This window comes from Pseudarthrobacter sp. NPDC058329 (genome assembly GCF_042879835.1).
Classification (GTDB): Bacteria; Actinomycetota; Actinomycetes; order Actinomycetales; family Micrococcaceae; genus Arthrobacter.
In genome coordinates, this window is record NZ_JBHVZR010000012.1 from 131,238 (window position 1) to 151,324 (window position 20,087).

Below are 20,087 nucleotides of genomic sequence, written 5' to 3' on the forward strand. Positions count from 1 at the left end.
TTAGCCCCGGCCCTGCTTGGCGTAGGGGTTCAGGAGGGCTTCCTTCATGGCGGGGGAGGCGCCTTCTTCGGTCGCGGTGAAGCCTTCGGCCGGGGGGAAGGATTCGGTCATGGAGTGCGGCATGGCGCCGTTCTTGTAGAAGTTGTTCGAGCCCAGGGACGGCTTCCAGGTGTTGGCCTGCCAGTCCGGGACGTAGTTGCGGTAGCCGCCGGAGTTCAGTTCGACGCGCAGGCCAGAGGGGTCGCGGAAGTAGAGGAAGTTCTGCTCGCCGACGCCATGGATGGAGGGGCCGTATTCCATCGGGGTGCCGTTTTCCATCATGACGTCAGCGGTGCGGAGCAGGTCCTCGGTGGCATCCACCCAGAACGCGATGTGGTTGACACGGCCGGCGCGGCTGGAGGTGTCCAGGACCACGCCCAGGTCGTGGGACTTCTCGTTCGTGGTGAGGACGGAGAAAACGGTGATGGGGGCTTCGTCCAGGTCCACGAAGGCCATGACCCGGAAGCCCAGGGCCTCGTTGTACCACTTGGCGAAGCCGCGGACGTCCTGCGTGGCCACGGTGACGTGGTCGAGGAAGCGGGGGGCGGCGGCGTGGCTGCTGCGGCGTTCCGGGCGGTCCGGGTAGGTGGATTCGAAACCGGGTTCCGCGACGAACTTCTCCACGTCGTAGAAGAGGCGCATGCGGTGGCCGTAGGGGCCGGTGAATTCGTAGGCCTTGCCGTAGCCGTGGCCACCTGCGGTCCATGCGCCCTGCACGCCGGTTGCCTCGACGCGCTGGGCTGCGGCTTCAAGGGCTGCCTGGGAGTTGGTCCGCCACGCCATCCGGCCCAGTGACGCTTCCGGGCCTTCGGTGATGACCAGGCTGTAGCGGTAGTAGTCACCCCAGCAGCGCAGGTAGACGTTGCCGTCCACGCGGTCAATGATGCGCATGCCGAACTTTTCCTCGTAGAACCGTGCCGAGGCTTCGACGTCCGGGGTAGTGATCTCGAGGTGGGCAAGATGGGAGAGGGGAGTTTCCACGATGAATTCCTTCTGAGTACTGGCTGCTATCGGTTTGCGGCAGGTCCTGTATCCACTTTGAACGAGCGCAACTATCGGGGGAAGCGCAGTTTCGCTATGACAACCATCCACCTCACAAATAGTGGAAGTGGCGCATCCTGGCCCGTCAGCGCCGTTCATGGCGCCGCGCCCAAAGGGGCGGAAGCCATAGCAAATGAGCATGCCGAGAATCGAAGATTCCTATTTCCGCCCGTCATTGTCTGCTGGCTAGTTTGATCCTGTGCATCCGCGAACCAACACCTCTATTCCGGCGCAGTCTCCGCAGACCTCCGATGACTCACACGGCGAGCGCCGGTACCCTGGCATGCTTGAAGTGACGGTGACGGAAGCATCGGGGCTGTGTTATGCCCTTGAGAACGCCGTCGACGTCGTCTCCAAGGCTGCCGCTGCGCATGGCACCGGGATCCTGATCTCCCGTGTCGGAACGGACCGCTACATTGTGCGTGCGCATCCAGGCGTCCCCTATGGGTTTATCCGGCAGTCATACCCCTAGCCCGGGCCTTCCCGCACCGTTAGCCCCGCGGATGCGGCTGGAGTCAGGTCACGAATACGGCCTCGGTGCAAATAGCACCGAGGCCGTATTCATGCTTAGGAGAAACTAGATTGTTTCGACGTGGGCCCGGACGTGGCTGCCGTCGTCACTCAGCCAGCCTTTGCCGGCGGCATAGACGAGCATATTGGCAAAGCGGTAGTTCCAGCCCATGCCGATCCGTCCGGCGCATTGGCTCTTGATCCAGTCCACTGAGACCAGCACGTCAGGATCATCCAGCTTGCCGGCCGTCGCCGACTCCAGCAGGCCAGGCAGGGCCTCCCTCGCCCCTTCGGACAGTACGACTTTGAAGCTGTTGCAATCATCGGGCTCATCCAAGGCTACGGATCCGGGGCTGACGCGAACGTACACGGATCTCCTTCCAATCAACAGGGAATTCTTTACTGATGTCCACTATGCCGAGGGGCGGGAAGGTCCCGGAAGACGACCTTTTGGATAGCCGGTATTGCAAAAAGATATGCCGGAACGCTCAGGCGTCCGTCGTGTCCCGCGGGCCGGCCACGAGATAGGAGGCGACCATGCCGGCGAGCTTCTCGGCAATTTCCGGCCAATCCAAGGTGCCGCTGCCCTCCATGGTGCTGCCGAGGCCCAGCCTGCGGGCAACCACGCTGTACACGACGTTGAAGCACCAGTCGATCTCAGCCTGACCCAGGAAGCCGCCCGGCCATTTGCCCAGTACACCGGCGAAGTGTCCGGCGAGGGCAGCATGGGATGCGGCGCCACGCTGCGCAATGGTTTCGTCCTGCGTGGCGCGGAGCATGAAGGGGCGGAGGATGTCCGCGTACCTGCGGAGGACGTCGATGATCAGGTCCACGGCTTCGCGTGCCACGGACTCCAAAGCAGCATCAGGCCGCGTGGGGAGGGGTTCAAAAAGATGGGTCGACACGGCGTCGATGTCATCCATCTTCCGACCGTGGGCGACACGAAGGAGCTCATCCTTGCCCTGGAACCGTGCGTAGATGGAACCGATGGACACACCGGAACGGGCACTGACATCAGCCAGCGTGAATTCGTCGTTTCCCCGCTCCTGGAGCAGGGCCAGGGCCGCCTCAATCGTTTTTTCAAACGACTGGCGGCTCCTGGCCTGCTTCGGCTCACGGGACTTGGTGTCCGGAAGCGTCACAACGAGATCCTACAGAGGATGCCGCTATCCGCCGCGTTCCGTGACACGCGCAGCTCCCAGTCGCCGGAGGGGACCACCCAGGCCGACGCCGCTTCGGACCAACGCCGGAAGCCGAGCGGGTCCACAGAAATCCGGGCCTTCACGGTCTCGCCGGCTGCCACGTCTACGGCTGCGAAACCCATGAGCCGAAAACCGGTCTCACCTGGCGCCCTACCGTAGACCTGGACAGTGTCGTGCCCGCGCGTGTCGCCCGAATTTCGCACTGTCGCCTGCACGGCAACACCTTCGACGCCGTCTGCGGGGTTGAGATTCTTCACCGCGCCCGAAGCCGTAGCAGCGTCCACCAGCACAAACTCCGTGTACCCCAGCCCGTAGCCGAACGGGTAACGAGGTGCCCGGTCCGTCTCCTGGTGGTGCCGGTACCCCATGGGCTCGCTGGCCGCGTAGTCCAAGGTGAGCTCCGGGTCTAGGGTGTGTCCCCACCCGGGAATGTCCTCGTTCCGTGCGGGAAAGGACACCGGAAGCCGTCCGGACGGTGAGCTGTCGCCGGTCAGGACGGATGCGAGGGCGCGCCCGAATTCCTGGCCCGGGAACCAGGCCATCAGCACAGCCTTCACCCTGTCCGCCCACGGCAAGAGCACGGCACGGGAAGCGTTGACCACCACCACGGTTTCGGCATTGACAGCCGCCACGGCACCAACCAGTCGGTCGCAGGCGGGGTCGAGGGCCGCCGTCGTCCGGTCGGCGCTTTCGCGGGAGGATCCCTGCTCGTCGCCCACCACAACAATGACGGCATCCGCGCGGGCCGCGATGGCCAGGGCGTCAGTGAGGGGATCCGAGGTCTGCTCGGGAGCTGCAACGGCCGTAATGGCCTGGACCCTGCCGGGCTGGAAGGCCATCTCGACCACCACCTCAACCTCACCCGCGGGCAGGTCAAGGGTGGTTTGCTGCGTTTCGGCCCGTGCCACAACGCCCATCACGTCGTCCGGAGCCGGCGGCGGAACCTCCAGGACATGCCGCCCGTCAACGGTAAGCGAGCTGACGCCCGTGCCGCCGGCCCCGAGTGTCCATCGTGCGGGTGTATCAAGCCGCAGGCGTGCCGTGATGCGCGCACGCCCCGGTGCGTTGGCACCGACGCCGGGTACCGGCCCGAACCACACAAACGCCGACGCCTGCCGAATTTCGCTGTACAGGACCTCGACAGGGGAGTCATCGGTTGCGGGGGAGAGGACTTCCATAAGTACCCCCGGTGTGCCGTCCGGCGCGGTGCTGCCAACTTCCGTCAGTGACAGGGCTGACGACGGTGCGGCTCCCGGCTCGTACAGAACCTCGACATCCGGCCCGAAGGCGTCACGGATGGCGTCCAGCGGCGTGACCAGCTCACCCTCCGGCCGGACGGTGGCAAAAGTGCCGCCCTGGAAGCACGGCTTTGCTGCGTTCGGGCCAACGACAGCCAAAGTCTTGATCCGGGCCGGGTCCAGAGGCAGCACCTTGTCCTTGTTTTCCAGCAGCACGAATGAGGCAACTGCCGCGCGGACGAGTGTGTCGCGCTGCTCCTCCGGAGCGCGGAGGAGGGCAGGAGCGGGGACGGTGCCGCCGGTCCGCCGCCCGGCCCTGTCGGCAAGCCGGGTGAGGCGTTCGACGGCGTCATGCAGCCGCGGTTCGGGAACCTCACCGGCGGTGACGGCATCAGCGAAGCGTGCGCCAAGATACCTGGCCGGGCCGGGCATCTCCAGGTCCAGTCCGGCATTGGCTGCTCCGGCAGTGTCGTCCACGCCGAACCAGTCGGACACCACAACGCCGTCGTACTTCCAGTCCTTCTTGAGGATGCCGATGAGCTCCCCATTCTGTGCGCAGTGGGTCCCGTTGACCCGGTTGTACGCCATCAGGAGCATCCACGGGCTTGCCGTGCGTACCGCCGTTTCGAAGGGCCGCAGGTATGTTTCGCGCAGCGTTCCCGGCTCAACCCGGGAGTTCATCCGGCGCCGTTCAGTCTCCGTGTCGTTGGCCACCACATGCTTTGCGCAAGCCCCCACGCCCTGGGACTGAACGCCCTCCACCCATGAAGCACCAAGCACTCCGGTGAGGAAAGGATCCTCGGAAAACATTTCGAAAGCCCGGCCCGAAAGCGGAGAGCGCGGCAGGTTCAGGTTCGGACCGAGGATGACTGATACGCCGCGCTCACGGCCCTGCTGGCCGATCAGCTGGCCGACTTCGGCGACCAGCCCCGGATTCCAGGTGGCAGCAAGCGCAGTCCCGGAAGGCATAACGAGTGAAGTGTCCCGTTCATCCATGGCTTTACTGACGAGGCCCAAAGGACCGTCCAGCAGCACCATCTCCTCCACGCCCGCCTCGCTGCTTGCGGTGGTGCTCCAGCCGTTGAGGCCACCTGTGAGTTCAGCGCCCGTCAAGTCAGGACCGACATTTACGGCGTCGCCCACCTCAGTGCCGGCTGCCGAGCCTGCGGTCACAGGGCTGCGACCTTCTCCGCCTCGTTCGCAGCTTCGGAAGAGCGGATCAGGGGCAGTACCCGCTCAGAGAAGAGGCGCATGGACTGTTCGGTGAAACGGCGGCGTTCTTCAGTGAGCGGCCCGCCCATAAGCCCGAGGAGGACATTGCCGATCCCTAGGTCGGCGTACTTCTGGAGCTCCGCTGCCACGGTCTCCGGGCTGCCGTAGAGGCACCACGTCCCCTTATAGCCCTCGGTGCGGGCATCGGGAGCCGGACGGAGGTTGACGCCACTGATGGCTTCGGCGGCCTTGTTGGCTGCGTGTTCACGCTCCACGGATTCCTGGTACTGCTCCAGGATGATGTCCATTTCGGCTGCTGCCAGCTCGTCGGTCTCTGCGATGTGCACGTGCTGGTAGGAGTGCGTAGTCCACTCCAGGGCGGCCTTGACCGCTTCTTCCGGATGGCCGGCCGCTTCCAGGGCGTTGCGGTAGGTGGTGAAGTTCTTCTTGACTTCCTCATAGGCGTTGCCGCTGTCGATGACCGGCGGCGTGAAAGCCAGGATGAAGGCCGGCTGGGCCTTCTTCGCGGCGCGTTCCACGCTTGAGGGCCGCGAGGCGACCGACATAACGCGTGGCTCCGGCTTTGTGTATGGCGCCGGAACAATCCGGGACACCACGGCGCCGCGATAGTGGCCGTTGTCGAAGGAGACGGGTTCATCCCCGGGCTTCTTGGCCCACAGTTTTTCGGCGATCTCGAGGTTCTCGTTGGCAAGGCGCGAGCTGTCCTGGAAGTTCACTCCAAAGCCGATCATCTCTTCCGGAGTCGTGCCGCTGCCAACGCCCACCAGCAATTTGCCGTCCGTCAGCTGATCCAGCAGGGCAAGGCGCTCTGCAAAGCGGACGGGGTGGTGCAGGGCGAGCGTCTGCACCGAGAAGCCGAAGTGCATCCGTTCCAGCTTGCCGGCCAGGTAGGCGGCAAACACAAAGGGATCGCTTGCCGGGGGAGCGTAGCCCGTGAAGTGGTGGTCGGGCAGGAATACGGCGTCGAAGCCTTTCTGCTCGGCATCGACGGCGTGCTCCACCATGGCCTTCATGACCGGGCGGTCTTCCTCCGGGCTGCCGGAACGGGAGGTGAGGAACAGAGAGAAGTGCATGGAAACTCCTGGATATGGTTTGTTGAAAATTTGGGAAGGGGCGCCGCTGTCAGGCCACCTGGGGCCCGGCAGCGGTTTGGTCGGCGGCCACGCGGCTCGCGGACGTGGACTCGCTGGGGGAAACGGGTTCGAGTTCGGCGGCAGCTCTGGCCACGAGGCGCCGGAACCATTGGTGTCCCGGGTCTCCGGACTTCGACGGATGCCACCAGGCGCACTCCACCAGTGTGGGGAGGCTGATGGGCAGCTGCAGGATACGGACGCCGGCCACGGCGGCGAGCATGCGGGCCAGGCGCTCCTGCACCAAAGCCAGCCTGTCTGTGCCAGCCACCGCAAAAGGAAGCATCAGGAAGGTATCGACGATCACATCGGTTCTTTCGCCAAGCTGCAGATCGTAGACCTTTCGGTCCGCAAGGGTGGAGGCCACCTCGGCTCCGAAGAGCCTGGCCCACCTGGCGTCCCGCATCTCTTCAATGGTCAGCGTGCGCTCCGGCGAATCTGCTCCAGTCACGCACACCCAGTTGTCCGTGAACAGTTCGGTGTGGGGGAAGCCGGAGAAATGTCCCTTGGGTATGAGCATCAGGTCAGCATTCTGCAGCGTCTCCTTGATGCGGTCCACCGCCAGAGGCGTGACTGCGTCAAAGTGGACCTGGACCCCGGGTGCCTCCTTCTGGAGCATGCTCATCAGCTTCCCCGACAGTGCGGTGAGGCAGTAGTCGGAGGTGATGACGCGGAAACTCCGGGTGGAGGAGGCGGGATCAAAGACCGCTTGGGCATCGAACGTGCGTTCCACCATCCGGAGGATCTCACCAACGTCTTCTTTAAGGACCTGCGCCAGGGGCGTGAGCTCATAGGCTGATCCCACCCGCGTCAGCAATTCGTCGTCGAACTGGCGGCGAAGCCTCTGCAGTGACGAGCTCATGGCTGGCTGGCTGATCCCGATCCGTGCACCGGCCCGCGTGACGTTCCGCTCGATGAGCAGGGCGTCAAGCGCCACGAGCAGGTTGAGGTCCGCTGTCAGCAGATTGACCATGATGTTCTCCACGTTGAGGGGTATGGCTGAGTCCGAAGAAGAGCCGAAGTAGATGCGAATTAGAATACTGATACTAATTATGGGTCGGAGCACACTCCCGGTCAATGCCTGCTGCTGGGTGGTCGCCGGGGTTCCGGCACTAGAACGGGGGCTGACCTCCGATCCCTTCCGTGATGGCCTGGGCCGCCGCCAGCAGGCTGTCCCGGCAGTGAGCCAGGCGCGATGCGGACTCCGCGCCGGAGAAGCCATTAAGGGTCAGTGTTACGGCCACCTGGCCGGTCGCATCGAAGACCGGGGCGTGGAGGGAGGTTACTCCGGCGGGGTCATCAATGGACGCGGGACCCGAAGACGCCGTTCGTTCCAAGAGCTTGGGGAGGACGCCGCTTAGGTCCGGGGCAGCGGTGTCGCTGGGCACCACAACCATGCGCTCAAATTCGGCCGCAGCTGCTGCGCCTGCCGAAACGGCGTAGCCGGTTTCGCGGACCTGTTGCAGTTCGGCATGGGCAACCTCTGGATCAACATGGCCGACGACGTTACGTGCGTTGGCGATCCAACGGGACTCCGCGGCCTCGTCCGCCCATGCGACGTGCAGGGGAGCGAGGGGCGCTGCCAGGCCGAAGGAGACACCTACACGTGACGGCGAACCGCCGGGTGAACTGGCCACGCCCGCTGCGGTGAGTACCACCACGGAATCGTCCACCACGCCGCTGACCAGTACTTCAAGTTTGAGCGCCTCTGCAAGGGCCTCAATCTCGGGGCGGGCCGCGTCTGCGGCTTTGACGTGCCGGGTGAGCGCCGTCGCGGGCGAGATGATTGAAGGAATGCTGAAGGAGCCGTAGCCGCCGCGGAGGAAGAGCAAGGGAAGCTCCTTTGAGGCACCAACGCCCAACGCCTTCACCCGCCCGATGACAATGTCGTGGTCTCCAGCGCGGATAACTTCTTCGATATCGCAGTCGATCCAGGCCGCTGCACCTTCAAGCCTGGGGCTGCCGGAGGGAGTGTCGCCCCACGCGTTGGCGGTAAAACGATCGGCGGCCTTGCGCGAGAATGCCCGGCAGACGTCTTGCTGACCGGCCGTTAGCACATTCGCGCAAAAGGATCCGGCTGCCTGTATTTTGGGCCAGCTGGTGGAACGGACATCCGGCATAAAAGCCACCAGCGGTGGATCAAGGGAAACCGAGCTGAAGGTGCCCACCACCATGCCGGCGGGCTCGGATCCGTCGGGTGCTGCGGTAATGAGTGTGACGCCGGTGGGGTACTGGCCCAGGACGTACCGGAACCAGGCCGCGTTGTCCGGACTGGTCTCCTGGGATTCAGCAGTGGAAGCAGGGATGATCTGTGCCATCGGGAGCTCTCCTCTTCGTTGAGTTTTCATCAAGTTAACGCGCTGGGAGGACGCCGCGGAAATAGTTCCAAAGTATGCGGGCCATCGAAGATTCCGATGCCGCGTCTCTGCAGTGCGCCCGCTCGTAGGTGATAGGTTCGACAGGACGCTGGGGCCTCGTAGGGCCCGTCGGTCGGGGTGGACGTTCCCCCGGACGCGCACCTGGCTGGCGTCGAGCCAGCCCCGCTGGCTAACCAGAACGAGGTTGCGGTGCGCCGTTCAAACTTGTCCCAAACCACGAATACCCATGTCGAAGCAATTGATCCACCCGCTGAAGCGACCCCTTCGGAACTGCCGGGGCAAAGTGGGAAACCCGCCGCGGGTGTCCGGATCGCCAGGGTTTATGCCGCCCTGCTCATCATCGTTTTGCTGGGCGCACTGGACCACACGATCGTGGCAACAGCATTGCCAACAATTGTTGGGGAGTTGGACGGTGCGCGCCACATGGCCTGGGTCATTACCTCCTACACCCTGGCCATGACCGTGGCGATGCCCGTCTACGGCCGGCTGGGCGACAGGTTCGGGCGGCCCGTCCTGATGATGGTCGCCCTGGCGATCTTCCTCGGAGCCTCTGTCCTGTGCGGGTTCGCGCAGGACATGTTCCAGCTCTCGCTGTTCCGCGGAATCCAGGGATTGGGCGGGGCCGGAATGGCTGTCCTCCCGGGTGCCATCATCGCCGATCTGGTACCTCCGCGGCAGCGCCCCAAGTACCTCGGGCCGCTGGGCTCCGTCTTCGGTATTGCTACAGTGGTCAGCCCGTTGGTGGGCGGCGCCATTACGGACACTGTTGGCTGGCGCTGGGTGTTCTGGATCAACCTGCCCGTCGGCTTGCTGGCGCTGGCCATGGCATTCTCATTGCGCCGGGTGAAGTCCGTCCGGGGTTCGGGCGGTGTTGATTGGCCCGGCATGGTCCTTATGGTCATTTTCACGTGTGCCCTGGTGGGCCTTGTTGCCCTGTCCACCGAACCGGGTATCCCGGTGGAACTGCTGTTAGGCCTGGGCTTGGCAGCGGCGGTGTTCGGCGTGCTCTTCGTGGTGGTTGAAATCCGCTCGAAGAATGCCCTGATACCGATGAGCATGTTCCGGAGCTGGCCTGTAGTCAACGCAGCAGGCCTGGGACTGGTCATCGGAGCGGGCCTTTTCAGCGTAGTGGCCTACCTGCCGAGCTATGTGCAGATGGTCTATTCGACGTCGGCTTCTGTCGCGGGGCTGATCCTGCTGCCGCTGGTACTTGGCATGATGGTTTCCAGCAACCTCAGCGGGTGGATCGTCAGCCGCACCGGCAGGTACAAGGTCTTTCCGCTGGCTGGTTCAGCCCTTGCCGCTGCAGCGGCCATCTGCCTTCGCTTCCTCCAGCCAGGCACGCCCTTGTGGGTCGTGGGCATCCTGATTGCCCTGTTGGGCCTGGCGGTAGGCAGTTTTATGCAGCTCACGGTGGTGGTTGCCCAGAACGCGATGCCGCACTCGATTGTGGGCGGTGTGACGGCGTCGCTGGGCTATCTGCGGGAACTCGGCGTTACAGTGGGTACTGCCGTTTTCGGGGGACTTTTCGCTACCCTGCTGGCGCAGGCAGCTGCCAGCAACAGCTTGGGCCTACCAGCGGCGACCATCACGGACCCCCACGCAGCCCAGCAGCTTTCCGCTGCACTCCAGTCGGGAGTGGCGGAAATCTACGCAAGTGCGTTCCTGCCTATCTTCACTTTGCTCGCATGCATCTTTGGTATCGGTGTGCTGCTTTCCGTATTCATGCCGGAGCAAAGACTCTCGGAATCAACTTCAGGCGACTAGAAGAAAGCAAGACTGCGGAGCCGGGGCATTCACTCCGGCACCGCAGTGTTGACGGCATCTGAAACTCAGCTCGTCTGAACGGTCAGCCTTACCGGGCCGTGGATACCCGCGGGGAAGACCTCGGCGTCGGTATCGAAGATTGCAGCTCCCGGACGGGTGTGGTCGCCCGCGGCGAGGTCGCTCACGTCGTCCAGGTCCAGGACGAGGCGTCGGCCTGCCCCCAGCGCTGCTGGGTCGGCGGTGAACGTGTGCCGGTACGTCGCCGTACCGGAGAAGTACTTCACATCCGGCCCGTGGGCATCCGCTCCTGGCCCGCTCCACAGTGCCGGGGCACTCAACGTGAGCGGAGGGGGTGCCTTGGATGTCGCCGTCGAACGTGATCTCCCACGGTCCTTCCAACGCGATTTCCTGCTCCAGCATGTCCAGTTGGCTGGCCGCGCTCAACCGCTCCTGCGCCGGCCGGGCGCAGGAGAACGAATGCCGATCCGAAGGCTTCAAGGTGAAGGTCGACGACGGTCCGGCCGGTCGGTGCGCATGCCGACTGCGGAGCGGGAGACCTGGACGGGGTCCCACACCTCCGCGGATGCTGCCTCGCCCCTGAACGTCGCCGTGATCGCACGGCGGAAAACAGCCATGCGGAGAGAAGATGGCGGGCATAGATGATAACTATTGCCATGGCCGCCGTGCCCTGGCCTACCGTGAATGAGGCAGCTTGTGATCCCCCTCCGCGGACGGCTAAGTACAGGCTTCTGATAAACAAACCACTTGAGGAGCAGCACTTGGCCATCCGTATAGTCGGACCTGAACAGCGGAGCGAAACAGCCGAGGCATTCATCGAAGAACTCCTCGCCGCCATGACTTGGGAACAGAAACTCGCCCAGCTCCAGACCGCCTTCCGCCCGCGGCTCGAGGATGCCAAAGACCTCGCCAAGGGTGGAATCGGGGCGGTCTTCTGGCCGCGGAGCGCCGAGGCCACCAACGAACTCCAGCGGACAGCCCATGAGGAGACGCCACACGGAATCCCGCTGCTCGTCGGGCTGGACGTGGTGCATGGCCAGCGGACTACTTTCCCTGTTCCGCTGGCGCAGGCCGCCAGTTTCGACCCCGCCGTGGCCGAAGCCGATGCCCGCATATCAGCGAAAGAGGCCGCGTGCCGCCGGTCTGGACGTGGAAATGGGCGGCAATGCTGTCAGCGCCGAGGGGGAGGCGTTGCTGTCTCCCGGCGACGTAGCTTCCGACCGGATCGATGATGCCGTACGCAGGGTCCTGAGGCTGAAGCACGCGCTTGGGCTCTTTGACAATCCCTACAGGGACGCGGCGCTGGAAGTCACAGCCCCGTCCGAAGGAACACGGCTGGCCGCCCGGGAAGCGGCCGAAAAGTGCCTGGTCCTCTTGAAGAACGACGGCGGCCTGCTTCCCCTGGGTGGGTCGCCTCGGCGCATCCTGCTCGTGGGACCCTACGCCGAGAGCAATGACCACCTTGGTGCATGGGTACAGTCGTTTGCCGAACCCGCTGGAACCCTCGCCGACGCTCTCCGGGAGGAATTCCCCGACTGGTCACTGACCATGAAGGAAGGCAGCGGATTCTTTCACGAGGACCCGGCGCTCCTGGCTGCCGCGGTGTCCTCAGCGAAGCAGCATGACGTCATCGTCGTAGCTGTCGGCGAACCTTCGACCCTGACCGGGGAAGCCAGTTCCCGCAGCGACCTCCGGTTGCCGGGCGGCCAGGAAGCGCTGATCAGCGCGATCGCCGCAACAGGCAAGCCCTTCGCGGTGGTCATGTTTAACGGCCGTCCTCTGGTGACGAGTGCGTGGATCGACTCGGCTCCGTCCGTCCTGGAAGCCTGGCACCTTGGGCTGGAAGGACCTGCCGCTGTTGCCCGGGCGCTGAGCGGCCAAGTAAACCCCGGCGGCCGGCTGCCGATGACCTTCCCCCGGTCGTCCAGCCAGGTGCCCATCCATTACGACCACGAGAACACGGGGCGTCCGGCCACCGTTTCTGCCCGGATGGACGAGGACGTAGTGGATGTTGCCCTTATGGGGCCGGCCAACACCGACGACCGCTACACCTCCAAATACCGTGACCTTCCGCTGGGACCGCAGTTCGCCTTCGGCCATGGGCTGAGCTACACGTCGTTCCACTACGGAGAGCTTCAGGTAGAGACTGAAAAATTGGCGCTCGATGTGTTGCGGGAGGGGCAGGTGTTCCGTCTCGTTATCCCAGTCAGCAACACAGGCGAGCGGGCAGGGGACGAAGTTACACTCCTTTTCATCCGCGACCGGGTGGCTTCGCTGGCGCAGCCCGTGCGGAGGCTCCGTGCATTCACCCGGACAACCTTAGGAGCCGGTGCCACGGAACAGCTGAGCTTCGAATTAGGTTGGAAGGATCTCGGTTTTTGGGACAACGAGGGGAACTACGTCGTGGAACGCGGCGATTTTGAGGTCTACGTCGGTGGGGGCATGGACGGCTGTGCCGGGACAGTGCTGCGCCTGACATGAGCCACTCGACCGCATCAAACACACACGCTTCCTAAGCGCACCTGCTGCAGGCAAACCAGGCAAGGCGCTTGAGTAGATGGTGGTGACGCCGGGTTCGAGTCCGTCCGGCAGCTGCGGGGGTCAGTAACATTCCTGCCGATTTTTGCACTCCTTGCCTGCATACGCGGCCGGAGCGGCGGATGCATGAAGGCATGGACCGTAACTCAATTCCCGGAGACTTGACGTGGGCTCCCTTCAGGCATACCTTAACCGTAATCATAATTACGGTTATGGTTTACCTACAACGCTCAAGGAGGAGCAATTATGTCCGACCCCACCCGCAAAGAATTGAATCGGCGGACCGTGGAACGGTTCTTCGTTACGTCGGGTCTGGAGCGCGCTGCGCTCTTCGCAGCTGATGGCAGGAAGAAGCTGCCGTGGACTTCCATGGGTCATCCGATCGACATGGAGGGCATCCGGGAGATCAGCTACAACTTCACGCGGAATCGACAAATTTTCACGGACTGGACCTGGAGCGGTGTTGAGATCTTCGACACCCAGTACGACGACCGCTTTTGGGCAGAGTGCGACGGCAGGGGAGTGATCCGGATCGACGGTCATGAGCCGGTCAATGCCGCGAACCACTACATCATGGCTTTCAGGTTGGCGGATGGGAAGATCAAGGAGTTCCGCGAGTTCTGCGATCCCACGCAGCCGTCACGCAATGACGCCGGTGAGCCGGTTCCGACGCCGCCTTTGGGTGACTGGAAGCCGCCGGCCGAGTGGCAGACGCCTGCGGAGCTGTTGAGCTAAACCACGAAGTAGGGAGTCCCATGGAGGCGGCAGGAACGGCCAGGAAAGTTCCACAGCAGGAGCGCAGCCGGAAATCGGAACTGAAGCTCCTCGCTGCTGCCGAAGATGTCCTTGCCGAGCGCGGGGCTGGCGACTTCAGCCTGGCGGACGTGGCTGCCCGGGCCGGTGTGACCACGGGCACCATCTATTCCAGATTCAAGGGCAAGGGCGAGCTCGTCCATGCGGTCCATGAAAGAGTCATGGATCGCATGGGAGCCCATGCGGCCAGGCTCTTCGCCGCTAGTGACGGGCCGGATGGGGACCCGTCCGGCGTAACCCCCGGCGGGTCAGTCACAGACACCCACATGACAGCAGATCCAAAGGCGCTCATCAGCGACCTGATTGTCCGTCTGGCAAGTGTGTTGGAAACGGAGGCGGCTGTCCTGAGGGCGCTGATGTTCCATGCGGTGGAGGACAAGTCCATTGCACGGCGCGGCGCGGACGCGCACAGGAACCTGGAGGCGCTGTTCGACGATGCCCTTCGGCGGCTCCAGCCGGTTGTTCCCGAGTTCCCTGCCGCCCAGCGATACTGGGCGTTTACCTTCTCCTATGACGTCCTTGCCCGGCACCTGGGGCTTGGCCATTCATCCGCACGCACAGAGCAGGACAACTGGGACGAGATGCTCCGGAACCTTTCCACCATGGTCTCCGCTTACCTGCTGTGCTGCAGGTAAGCTTGGCCCGCCCTATCCGGCCACCGCAACGAGCCGTACCGGTCTGTAAAGGCCGGCGGGGCGTACCTCGGCGGTCGCCTCGAAGATAGCAGCACCTGGTCGTGTACGGTCACCGCCCGCGGCGTCGCCGGCCAGTCTGTTCCACCACGAATAGGTCACTGCGATTTCCAGGACGTTCGCCCCGGTGCTGATGGGTTCAGTAACATCTACCCGGAACGGATGCGTCCATAACGTGCCGACGTCCCGGCCATTCAACCGGACCTCGGCAAGGTCCCTGACATCTCCCAGGTCCAAAACCAGGCGTTTGTCGCCCCCGAGTAGTGCAGCTTCGGCGGTAAACGTGTGCCGGCAGGTGGCCGTCCCAGAGAAGTACTTCACGTCCAGAGCGTGGTCATTCGACTCCGGCCCGCTCCAAGGTGCAGAGGCGGTCAAGGTGAGTCCCGACGGTGACTCGCCCTCGCCGTCGAATGTGGCCCCACGTTCCGTTCAAGGGAACCTCGACACCGGCAGGCCGATGCGAGGCTCCTGCAAGCGGTGCCGTGCCACCAGCATTCCCGGCACCAGAATGCCGCAGGAGAATGAAGACTGATCCGAAGGGTTCCAGTTGGAGGTCGAGGGCAGTCCTGCCGGCGTCGGTGTGCAGCCCAACAGCTGAGCGCGAGACCTCGACCGGGTCCCACAGTTCCGCGGAGGCTGCCCTGCCCCTGAAGGTCGCCCTGACCTTCTCGAGCCGTTCGCGCTGGTTGCTGTCGAAATATAAGTCCGCGCCATCAAGATGGCGGTAGATGACCGGCACGTTGGAGTCTTCAGGAGCCAGCATGGTCCAGTCCGGGTCCACACCCAGTTTGGCAAGAGCCGTAGCCACACCATCGGATGCCGGAACCCCGGCGAGATCCAACAGGCCCGCGCGCGCAGCCCAGATTTTCTCGACGGCAGCGGTCCAGTCGTCAGCGTGGTCGCCGCGGCTGGGTGTGCTTTCAAGACGCCACCCCGCAACGGTTGCCCCGGCGTCAAGCAGTTCGGTGATGCGCCGTACGGCAGTCAGCGTCATGCTGTGGCTGGTTCCGCCCAGACACAGCAACCGGTAGCGGCTGCCGCCCGTGGTGAGCAGGCCGCCATCGGGAGTAAATGTGACGTGATTGAGTAGGCCGTCCAGGTTAATAAAGTCAAAGCCGTGGCCCTCGGGAACTTCCGGCGGCACGTCACCGGACACACCGGTCACCGGAGCCTCTTCCCCGTAGAAATATGCAACATCGGCGGCATATGTTCCCTGCTGCAGCAGGTGGCTGCAGTGGGCCATGTAGTCGAGCCATGGCCTCGCCGCGTGAGCCACGTTCCGGGAGAATGACTGTCCGAGGTACGGCGAAAGAGTGATGCCCGGTTTTGGAACTTCGTCACGCTGATGCGGGCACGAATGGATGTTGATGGGGTTGTCGCCCAGAACGAGTTCCATGTCCACGATGGGTTTAAGTCTTCGGGGCGCAAGGTGAACGGCTTCCCGAAGGCACTCATAGAGTCTGCGCCGGTGGCCGCATTGGCGTAGACATGGGCAACCGAGGCGGCGCCACGGAGATCTGCCATGTACGTGGGCTGGGGCCCGGCTTCGGGTTCGTAGCACCAGATGGCGCCCAGGGGAACGTCGGCGTGGGATCGCATTTCCAGGTCATCGCCTAGCTGCGGCCGGTGGTCCTCGCGCGCCTCGGCGTAGTAGGCCATGCCGCGCTCACTGGCGATCCGGGCGATGGTTCCGGAGTGGTTCTCGGCAAGGAGTTCGGCGATAGTCCTCCGGAGTTCCCACAGGAAAGCGTCGCTCTGCTGCGCAGTGCCTACTAGGATGCCAGTGACGGCGGGGAGCCATGGCAGTAGGTCATAGCCGCGGCGTTTCCGGAACTCCCTTCGCATGGCGCCAGTCCAGTTTTGCGGTCCTGACTCGATGCTGTCGCTGAGCAGGGCCGACACTCCTTTGGTGCCGAAAAGTTCGCTTCCGAGGTCATCTTCGAAGAAGCCGAGATAGTGCTCAAGATACTCGGTGACCAGACCGGCGTCGAGCTTGTCCACCTCCAGTCCGGTGGCATCGACTGGAGCCGGGGCATTGAGGTGCCCGATCAGGGAGTACCCGAACCTGAGAACCGTCCACTCACCCTTCTCGGGTTTCCAGTTCAATGTTTCGTCCGCGAGGAGGTGGCTGGTGACATCGATGACATCCTCCGGAGGGATGGCGTCGGAGGCGGGGCTCGGGCCGCCATCGAGGGCGTAGTAGTCAGGGACGGGGGCGTAGCCGGCCTTTTCCTCCGCACGGGAGATGCCGGCTCCTTCGAAGAGATGCAACGCGGAAACTCTGAACGTCGACGCAGCTCCGGCGGGTGTTTGGAACGTGAGGGGTTTGATGCCGGGGCGCGACCGGGATGGTAGGCGACGGGGCTGAAGGTGATGCCGTCGTTGCTGGCTTCCAGCCGTGCCAGGGGAACTGGCGGTACGCCGAAACCGCGCTGTGCCGGCAGTCCAAGGCGCACCGAGGCTACCGGTCTGAGCTCATCGAATTCGGCCATGACCCACCCGGCTGCCTCGTGACAGGTCCTTCCGGATGCTCGTGGTGTCGACGTTGCCGTCCATCCGATGCCACCACGCCCGTGGCCTGGCCGACATGGGCGGATCTACAAAACTCTCCAACAGGTCGGCACCTGTTGGTAAGGGGGTGGGCGTGGCGTCATCGGACACGGGGTCGTCCGTAGGCCAGGGAGACGGCAGGAGCCGTCAAAACTAACTTCACTTTAGGAGGTGCTGCGAAGCCTGCGGGGAAAGCAACCATGCAGAGAGAAGATGGTGAGCATAGACGATAACTATTTCCATGGCCGCCATGACCTGACCTACCGTGAATGACAGGAGCCAGCTTGTGATCCAGGAAACACATCCCCATGCGAGGCTCGAATCCACTGATCGCTATGGCGACAGGACAACGACGTCATGAAAGGCCACACCATGAACAAAGCAACAAGCCAGCGCCGGAGGTTCCTCTCTGCCGCGGCCCTGGCGTCCGTAACAGCACTGGCGTTGAGCGCCTGCGGCGGCGAGTCAGCCAGCGAAGCAATAGTCGAGGAAACCGGTCCGGTGGAAATCTCCCTGGCAACTCCTGCCTACACCGGTGGAAGTAACCCTTACCTGGCCCTGATCGATGCCTTCAAGGCGGAGAACCCCAATGTCACGGTCAAGCTCGTGGAGTCACCGGCCGACCAGCACGGCCAGACGATGCGCACCCAGCTCCAGGCCGGCAACGCCCCTGACCTGTTCTACGTCACTGCAGGCCGTGGCAACAACCAGTCGTTCGCCTCACTTGCGGAAGCCGGATATATCCACGAGCTGACTAACCAGAAGTGGGCGGCGGACGCCATTCCGGAATCGGCAAAGAATCTCTACTACAACGACGACAAGCTCTTCGCGGTCCCGGCAGACCTTGGACCCCTTACCCAGCTGCAGAACAACGGGGTGATGAAGGAACTCGGCCTTGAGCAGGCAACTACACTGGACGAAGTTGTGGAGCAGTGCAAGACCGCGCGTTCGGCAGGGAAGTCCTTGTTCGCCGTCGCGGGGACCTCAGGTGGCAATCTGGGTGTCCACGCCATGGAGATCGCTGCCGGCATCGTCTACGCCAAGGACCCCCAGTGGGACGCCAAGCGTGAGAAGAAGGAAACCACTTTCGCCGACTCCGACTGGAAGAAAGTGCTTGAGCAGATTGTCGAATTCAAGGACGCCGGCTGCTACCAGGATGGAGCGGCAGGAGCCGGCTTTGACCAGCTGTTCCCGTCCGTCGCGCAGGGCAAGGTGGCTGCCGTGTTCGCGCCCGCCGGTGCCGTGGCCGCCCTCCGCGGCCAGGTCAAGGACGGTTCTTTCGACGTCAGTGTAATCCCAGGTGAAAAGGCGGAGGACAGCCGGCTCATTGCCAGCCCCGGCAACGCCCTGGCCATCAATGAGGCCGGGAAGCACAAGGGAACGACCTTGAAGTTCCTCGAATTCCTGGCACAGCCTGCCAACCAGGACGCACTGGCCAAGGCCAACGGCAACGTGTCGATCACGGCAGCTGTCACCGGCACCGTCCCGTCGCAGTTCCCCACCCTTGAGCCGTACTTTTCCGAGCCTGACAAGAAGATTGTCACTCAGCCCAACTACCTGTGGCCGAACAGCGGTGTCTACGACTCGCTGGGCACTGGCGTCCAGGGACTCCTCACAGGCCAGGCCACTCCGGACCAGGTCCTGAAGACGATGGATGAGCAGTACGACCGCGGCGCCTAGCCAACGGCGACGCAACCTGATTGGAAAAACATCCCATGACCGCACAACTTGAGCAAAATACGGAGGGCGTCCGGGTCACCGGGCGCCAGCCCCGCTCCACCAAATCCAACGGCACCAAGGATCTTCAGCGTTCGGAGCGTCGCTTCGCTACGTGGTGGTGGTTCACGCCCGCACTCCTGGCCCTTGTGCTCATCCATTACGCCCCGAGTGCCATCGGTGCTTTCTTCGCCTTCACTAACTGGAAAGGCATTGGAAAGTGGCAGTTTGTCGGTTGGGATAACTTCGCTGCGATAGCCGAGGGAGGCCCTACAACAACGGCCCTTATTAATACCTTCATCATCGGAATCTCGTTCGTGATTCTGACCAACGTATTGGGTTTGATGCTGGCGCTGGGGCTGAACCGGACAGTCAAGTCCCGCAACGTCATTCGTACGCTGATTTTCGCACCGGTGGTCTTGAGTTCACTGGCAACGTCCTATATCTGGAAGTTCATCTTCGAGCAGGACGGACCGCTCAACGAGTTCCTGGCTGCTGTTGGCCTTGAGTCGATGCAGCGGACCTGGCTGGGGGACCCGGCCACCGTCCTTCCCGCCATCATCATCGTCATGGTCTGGCAGAGCGTCGGCCTGGTAATGGTCATGTATTTGGCCGGTCTGGCTACCGTTTCCCCCGAACTGGAGGAAGCTGCCGCGCTGGACGGGGCAACTTGGTGGCAGCGCTTCAACTACGTGATTCTTCCGGCCATCATGCCCTCGGTGGTTATTGCGATGACGCTCATGCTGATCAATGGCCTTCGGGTCTTCGACCAGATCCAGGCTTTGACTGGCGGCGGCCCTTACGGTGCGTCCGAGACCCTCGCCGTCACCATTTATAAGGAGACGTTCGTTATGGGCCGCTTCGGCTTCGGCGCCGCCTTGGCCCTGGTTATGTCCGTGATCATCATCATCCTTACGGTGGCCCAGCGCCTCCTTCTCCGCACGAACTCCAAAGGTTAGTCAGCCATGTTCCGTTATACGAAAAAGACCTTCCTCCGCGAGGCACTGCTGATTCTGGTTGCCTTGATTTTCCTGCTGCCGTTCTACTTCCTGATCAATCTCGCCCTCAAGAACGGCAACGACGCCCTCACCACATCGGCGATGCAGCTCGTCACCAACCCCACGTTGGAAGCCTTCGGGCAGGCCATTCAGGGCGGCCGCCAGGCCACACTGATGGACGGCATGCTCAACAGCATCATCATCACAGCCGGAAGCGTCCTTAT

General features: G+C 63.3%; 18 protein-coding genes and 2 pseudogenes. 9 read left to right on the plus strand and 11 right to left on the minus strand.

The features are described 5' to 3' along the window. Complete coding sequence (locus ACFVYC_RS15710; RefSeq protein ID WP_387551887.1) at nt 1-1,020, minus strand: VOC family protein; 1,020 nt, start codon at nt 1,018-1,020, stop codon at nt 1-3. Nucleotides 1,021-1,279: 259 nt separating this feature from the next. Here ACFVYC_RS15710 and ACFVYC_RS15715 point away from each other — a divergent pair, with 259 nt between their 5' ends. After that, nucleotides 1,280-1,552 carry a hypothetical protein gene (locus ACFVYC_RS15715; protein ID WP_387551890.1) on the plus strand — a complete coding sequence of 91 codons (273 nt, stop codon included), beginning with the start codon at nt 1,280-1,282 and terminating at the stop codon, nt 1,550-1,552. A 105-nt stretch (nt 1,553-1,657) separates the two neighbouring features. Here the strand turns inward: ACFVYC_RS15715 and ACFVYC_RS15720 are convergent, their stop codons facing one another. From ACFVYC_RS15720 to ACFVYC_RS15745, 6 genes are all read right to left on the minus strand, one after another. After that, nucleotides 1,658-1,960: a hypothetical protein gene (locus ACFVYC_RS15720; RefSeq protein WP_387551893.1), complete on the minus strand. Its 303-nt coding sequence runs from the start codon at nt 1,958-1,960 to the stop codon at nt 1,658-1,660. 118 nt (nt 1,961-2,078) lie between these two features. Then, nucleotides 2,079-2,732, minus strand: a complete 654-nt coding sequence (locus ACFVYC_RS15725; protein WP_387551895.1) for a TetR/AcrR family transcriptional regulator — start codon at nt 2,730-2,732, stop codon at nt 2,079-2,081. Continuing rightward, nucleotides 2,729-5,203: a beta-glucosidase gene (locus ACFVYC_RS15730; protein ID WP_387551898.1), complete on the minus strand. Its 2,475-nt coding sequence runs from the start codon at nt 5,201-5,203 to the stop codon at nt 2,729-2,731. Before ACFVYC_RS15730 ends, ACFVYC_RS15725 begins: the two co-directional genes overlap by 4 nt. Next, nucleotides 5,200-6,336 (minus strand): LLM class flavin-dependent oxidoreductase, encoded by a 1,137-nt coding sequence (locus ACFVYC_RS15735; RefSeq protein ID WP_387551901.1) that lies wholly within the window; start codon nt 6,334-6,336, stop codon nt 5,200-5,202. The genes ACFVYC_RS15730 and ACFVYC_RS15735 overlap by 4 nt, the downstream gene beginning before the upstream one ends. A 49-nt stretch (nt 6,337-6,385) precedes the next feature. Continuing rightward, entirely contained in the window at nt 6,386-7,366 is a 981-nt protein-coding gene (locus tag ACFVYC_RS15740; RefSeq protein WP_387551904.1) for a LysR family transcriptional regulator, read from the minus strand. A gap of 139 nt (nt 7,367-7,505) precedes the next feature. Beyond that, nucleotides 7,506-8,711 carry a flavin reductase gene (locus ACFVYC_RS15745; protein ID WP_387551907.1) on the minus strand — a complete coding sequence of 402 codons (1,206 nt, stop codon included), beginning with the start codon at nt 8,709-8,711 and terminating at the stop codon, nt 7,506-7,508. 249 nt (nt 8,712-8,960) lie between these two features. On the opposite strand from ACFVYC_RS15745, the gene ACFVYC_RS15750 reads away from it, so the two are divergent. After that, the gene (locus ACFVYC_RS15750; RefSeq protein WP_387551910.1) at nt 8,961-10,538 is read left to right on the plus strand and encodes an MDR family MFS transporter; all 1,578 of its coding nucleotides are present in this window, start codon (nt 8,961-8,963) and stop codon (nt 10,536-10,538) included. A 65-nt stretch (nt 10,539-10,603) separates the two neighbouring features. On the opposite strand, the gene ACFVYC_RS15755 is transcribed toward ACFVYC_RS15750, so the two are convergent. After that, nucleotides 10,604-10,876, minus strand: a complete 273-nt coding sequence (locus ACFVYC_RS15755; RefSeq protein ID WP_387551913.1) for a hypothetical protein — start codon at nt 10,874-10,876, stop codon at nt 10,604-10,606. A gap of 441 nt (nt 10,877-11,317) precedes the next feature. Here ACFVYC_RS15755 and ACFVYC_RS15760 point away from each other — a divergent pair, with 441 nt between their 5' ends. The 4 genes from ACFVYC_RS15760 to ACFVYC_RS15775 all read left to right on the plus strand — a co-directional run bounded on the left by ACFVYC_RS15760 (nt 11,318) and on the right by ACFVYC_RS15775 (nt 14,542). Beyond that, nucleotides 11,318-11,788, plus strand: coding sequence for a glycoside hydrolase family 3 N-terminal domain-containing protein (locus ACFVYC_RS15760; RefSeq protein ID WP_387551916.1), 471 nt, complete (start codon nt 11,318-11,320; stop codon nt 11,786-11,788). Further along, complete coding sequence (locus ACFVYC_RS15765) at nt 11,712-13,037, plus strand: glycoside hydrolase family 3 C-terminal domain-containing protein (protein ID WP_387551918.1); 1,326 nt, start codon at nt 11,712-11,714, stop codon at nt 13,035-13,037. Before ACFVYC_RS15760 ends, ACFVYC_RS15765 begins: the two co-directional genes overlap by 77 nt. A 303-nt stretch (nt 13,038-13,340) precedes the next feature. Next, nucleotides 13,341-13,829 (plus strand): PhzA/PhzB family protein, encoded by a 489-nt coding sequence (locus tag ACFVYC_RS15770; RefSeq protein ID WP_387551920.1) that lies wholly within the window; start codon nt 13,341-13,343, stop codon nt 13,827-13,829. A gap of 20 nt (nt 13,830-13,849) precedes the next feature. After that, nucleotides 13,850-14,542, plus strand: a complete 693-nt coding sequence (locus ACFVYC_RS15775; RefSeq protein WP_387551922.1) for a TetR/AcrR family transcriptional regulator — start codon at nt 13,850-13,852, stop codon at nt 14,540-14,542. A gap of 12 nt (nt 14,543-14,554) precedes the next feature. On the opposite strand, the gene ACFVYC_RS15780 is transcribed toward ACFVYC_RS15775, so the two are convergent. The 3 genes and pseudogenes from ACFVYC_RS15780 to ACFVYC_RS15790 form a co-directional block, all read right to left on the minus strand. After that, nucleotides 14,555-14,974, minus strand: coding sequence for a glycosylhydrolase-like jelly roll fold domain-containing protein (locus tag ACFVYC_RS15780; RefSeq protein WP_387551924.1), 420 nt, complete (start codon nt 14,972-14,974; stop codon nt 14,555-14,557). Beyond that, nucleotides 14,934-16,870 (minus strand): annotated as a pseudogene (locus ACFVYC_RS15785) (glycosyl hydrolase). Before ACFVYC_RS15785 ends, ACFVYC_RS15780 begins: the two are co-directional and overlap by 41 nt. 204 nt (nt 16,871-17,074) lie before the next feature. Beyond that, nucleotides 17,075-17,188, minus strand: coding sequence for a hypothetical protein (locus ACFVYC_RS15790; protein ID WP_387551927.1), 114 nt, complete (start codon nt 17,186-17,188; stop codon nt 17,075-17,077). Nucleotides 17,189-17,521: 333 nt separating this feature from the next. Here ACFVYC_RS15790 and ACFVYC_RS15795 point away from each other — a divergent pair, with 333 nt between their 5' ends. The 3 genes and pseudogenes from ACFVYC_RS15795 to ACFVYC_RS15805 all read left to right on the plus strand — a co-directional run. After that, nucleotides 17,522-18,829 (plus strand): ABC transporter substrate-binding protein, encoded by a 1,308-nt coding sequence (locus tag ACFVYC_RS15795; RefSeq protein WP_387551930.1) that lies wholly within the window; start codon nt 17,522-17,524, stop codon nt 18,827-18,829. Nucleotides 18,830-18,864: 35 nt separating this feature from the next. After that, the gene (locus ACFVYC_RS15800; RefSeq protein WP_387551932.1) at nt 18,865-19,824 is read left to right on the plus strand and encodes a carbohydrate ABC transporter permease; all 960 of its coding nucleotides are present in this window, start codon (nt 18,865-18,867) and stop codon (nt 19,822-19,824) included. 6 nt (nt 19,825-19,830) lie between these two features. Further along, a pseudogene (locus tag ACFVYC_RS15805) lies at nt 19,831-20,087 on the plus strand (carbohydrate ABC transporter permease); the annotation flags it as partial.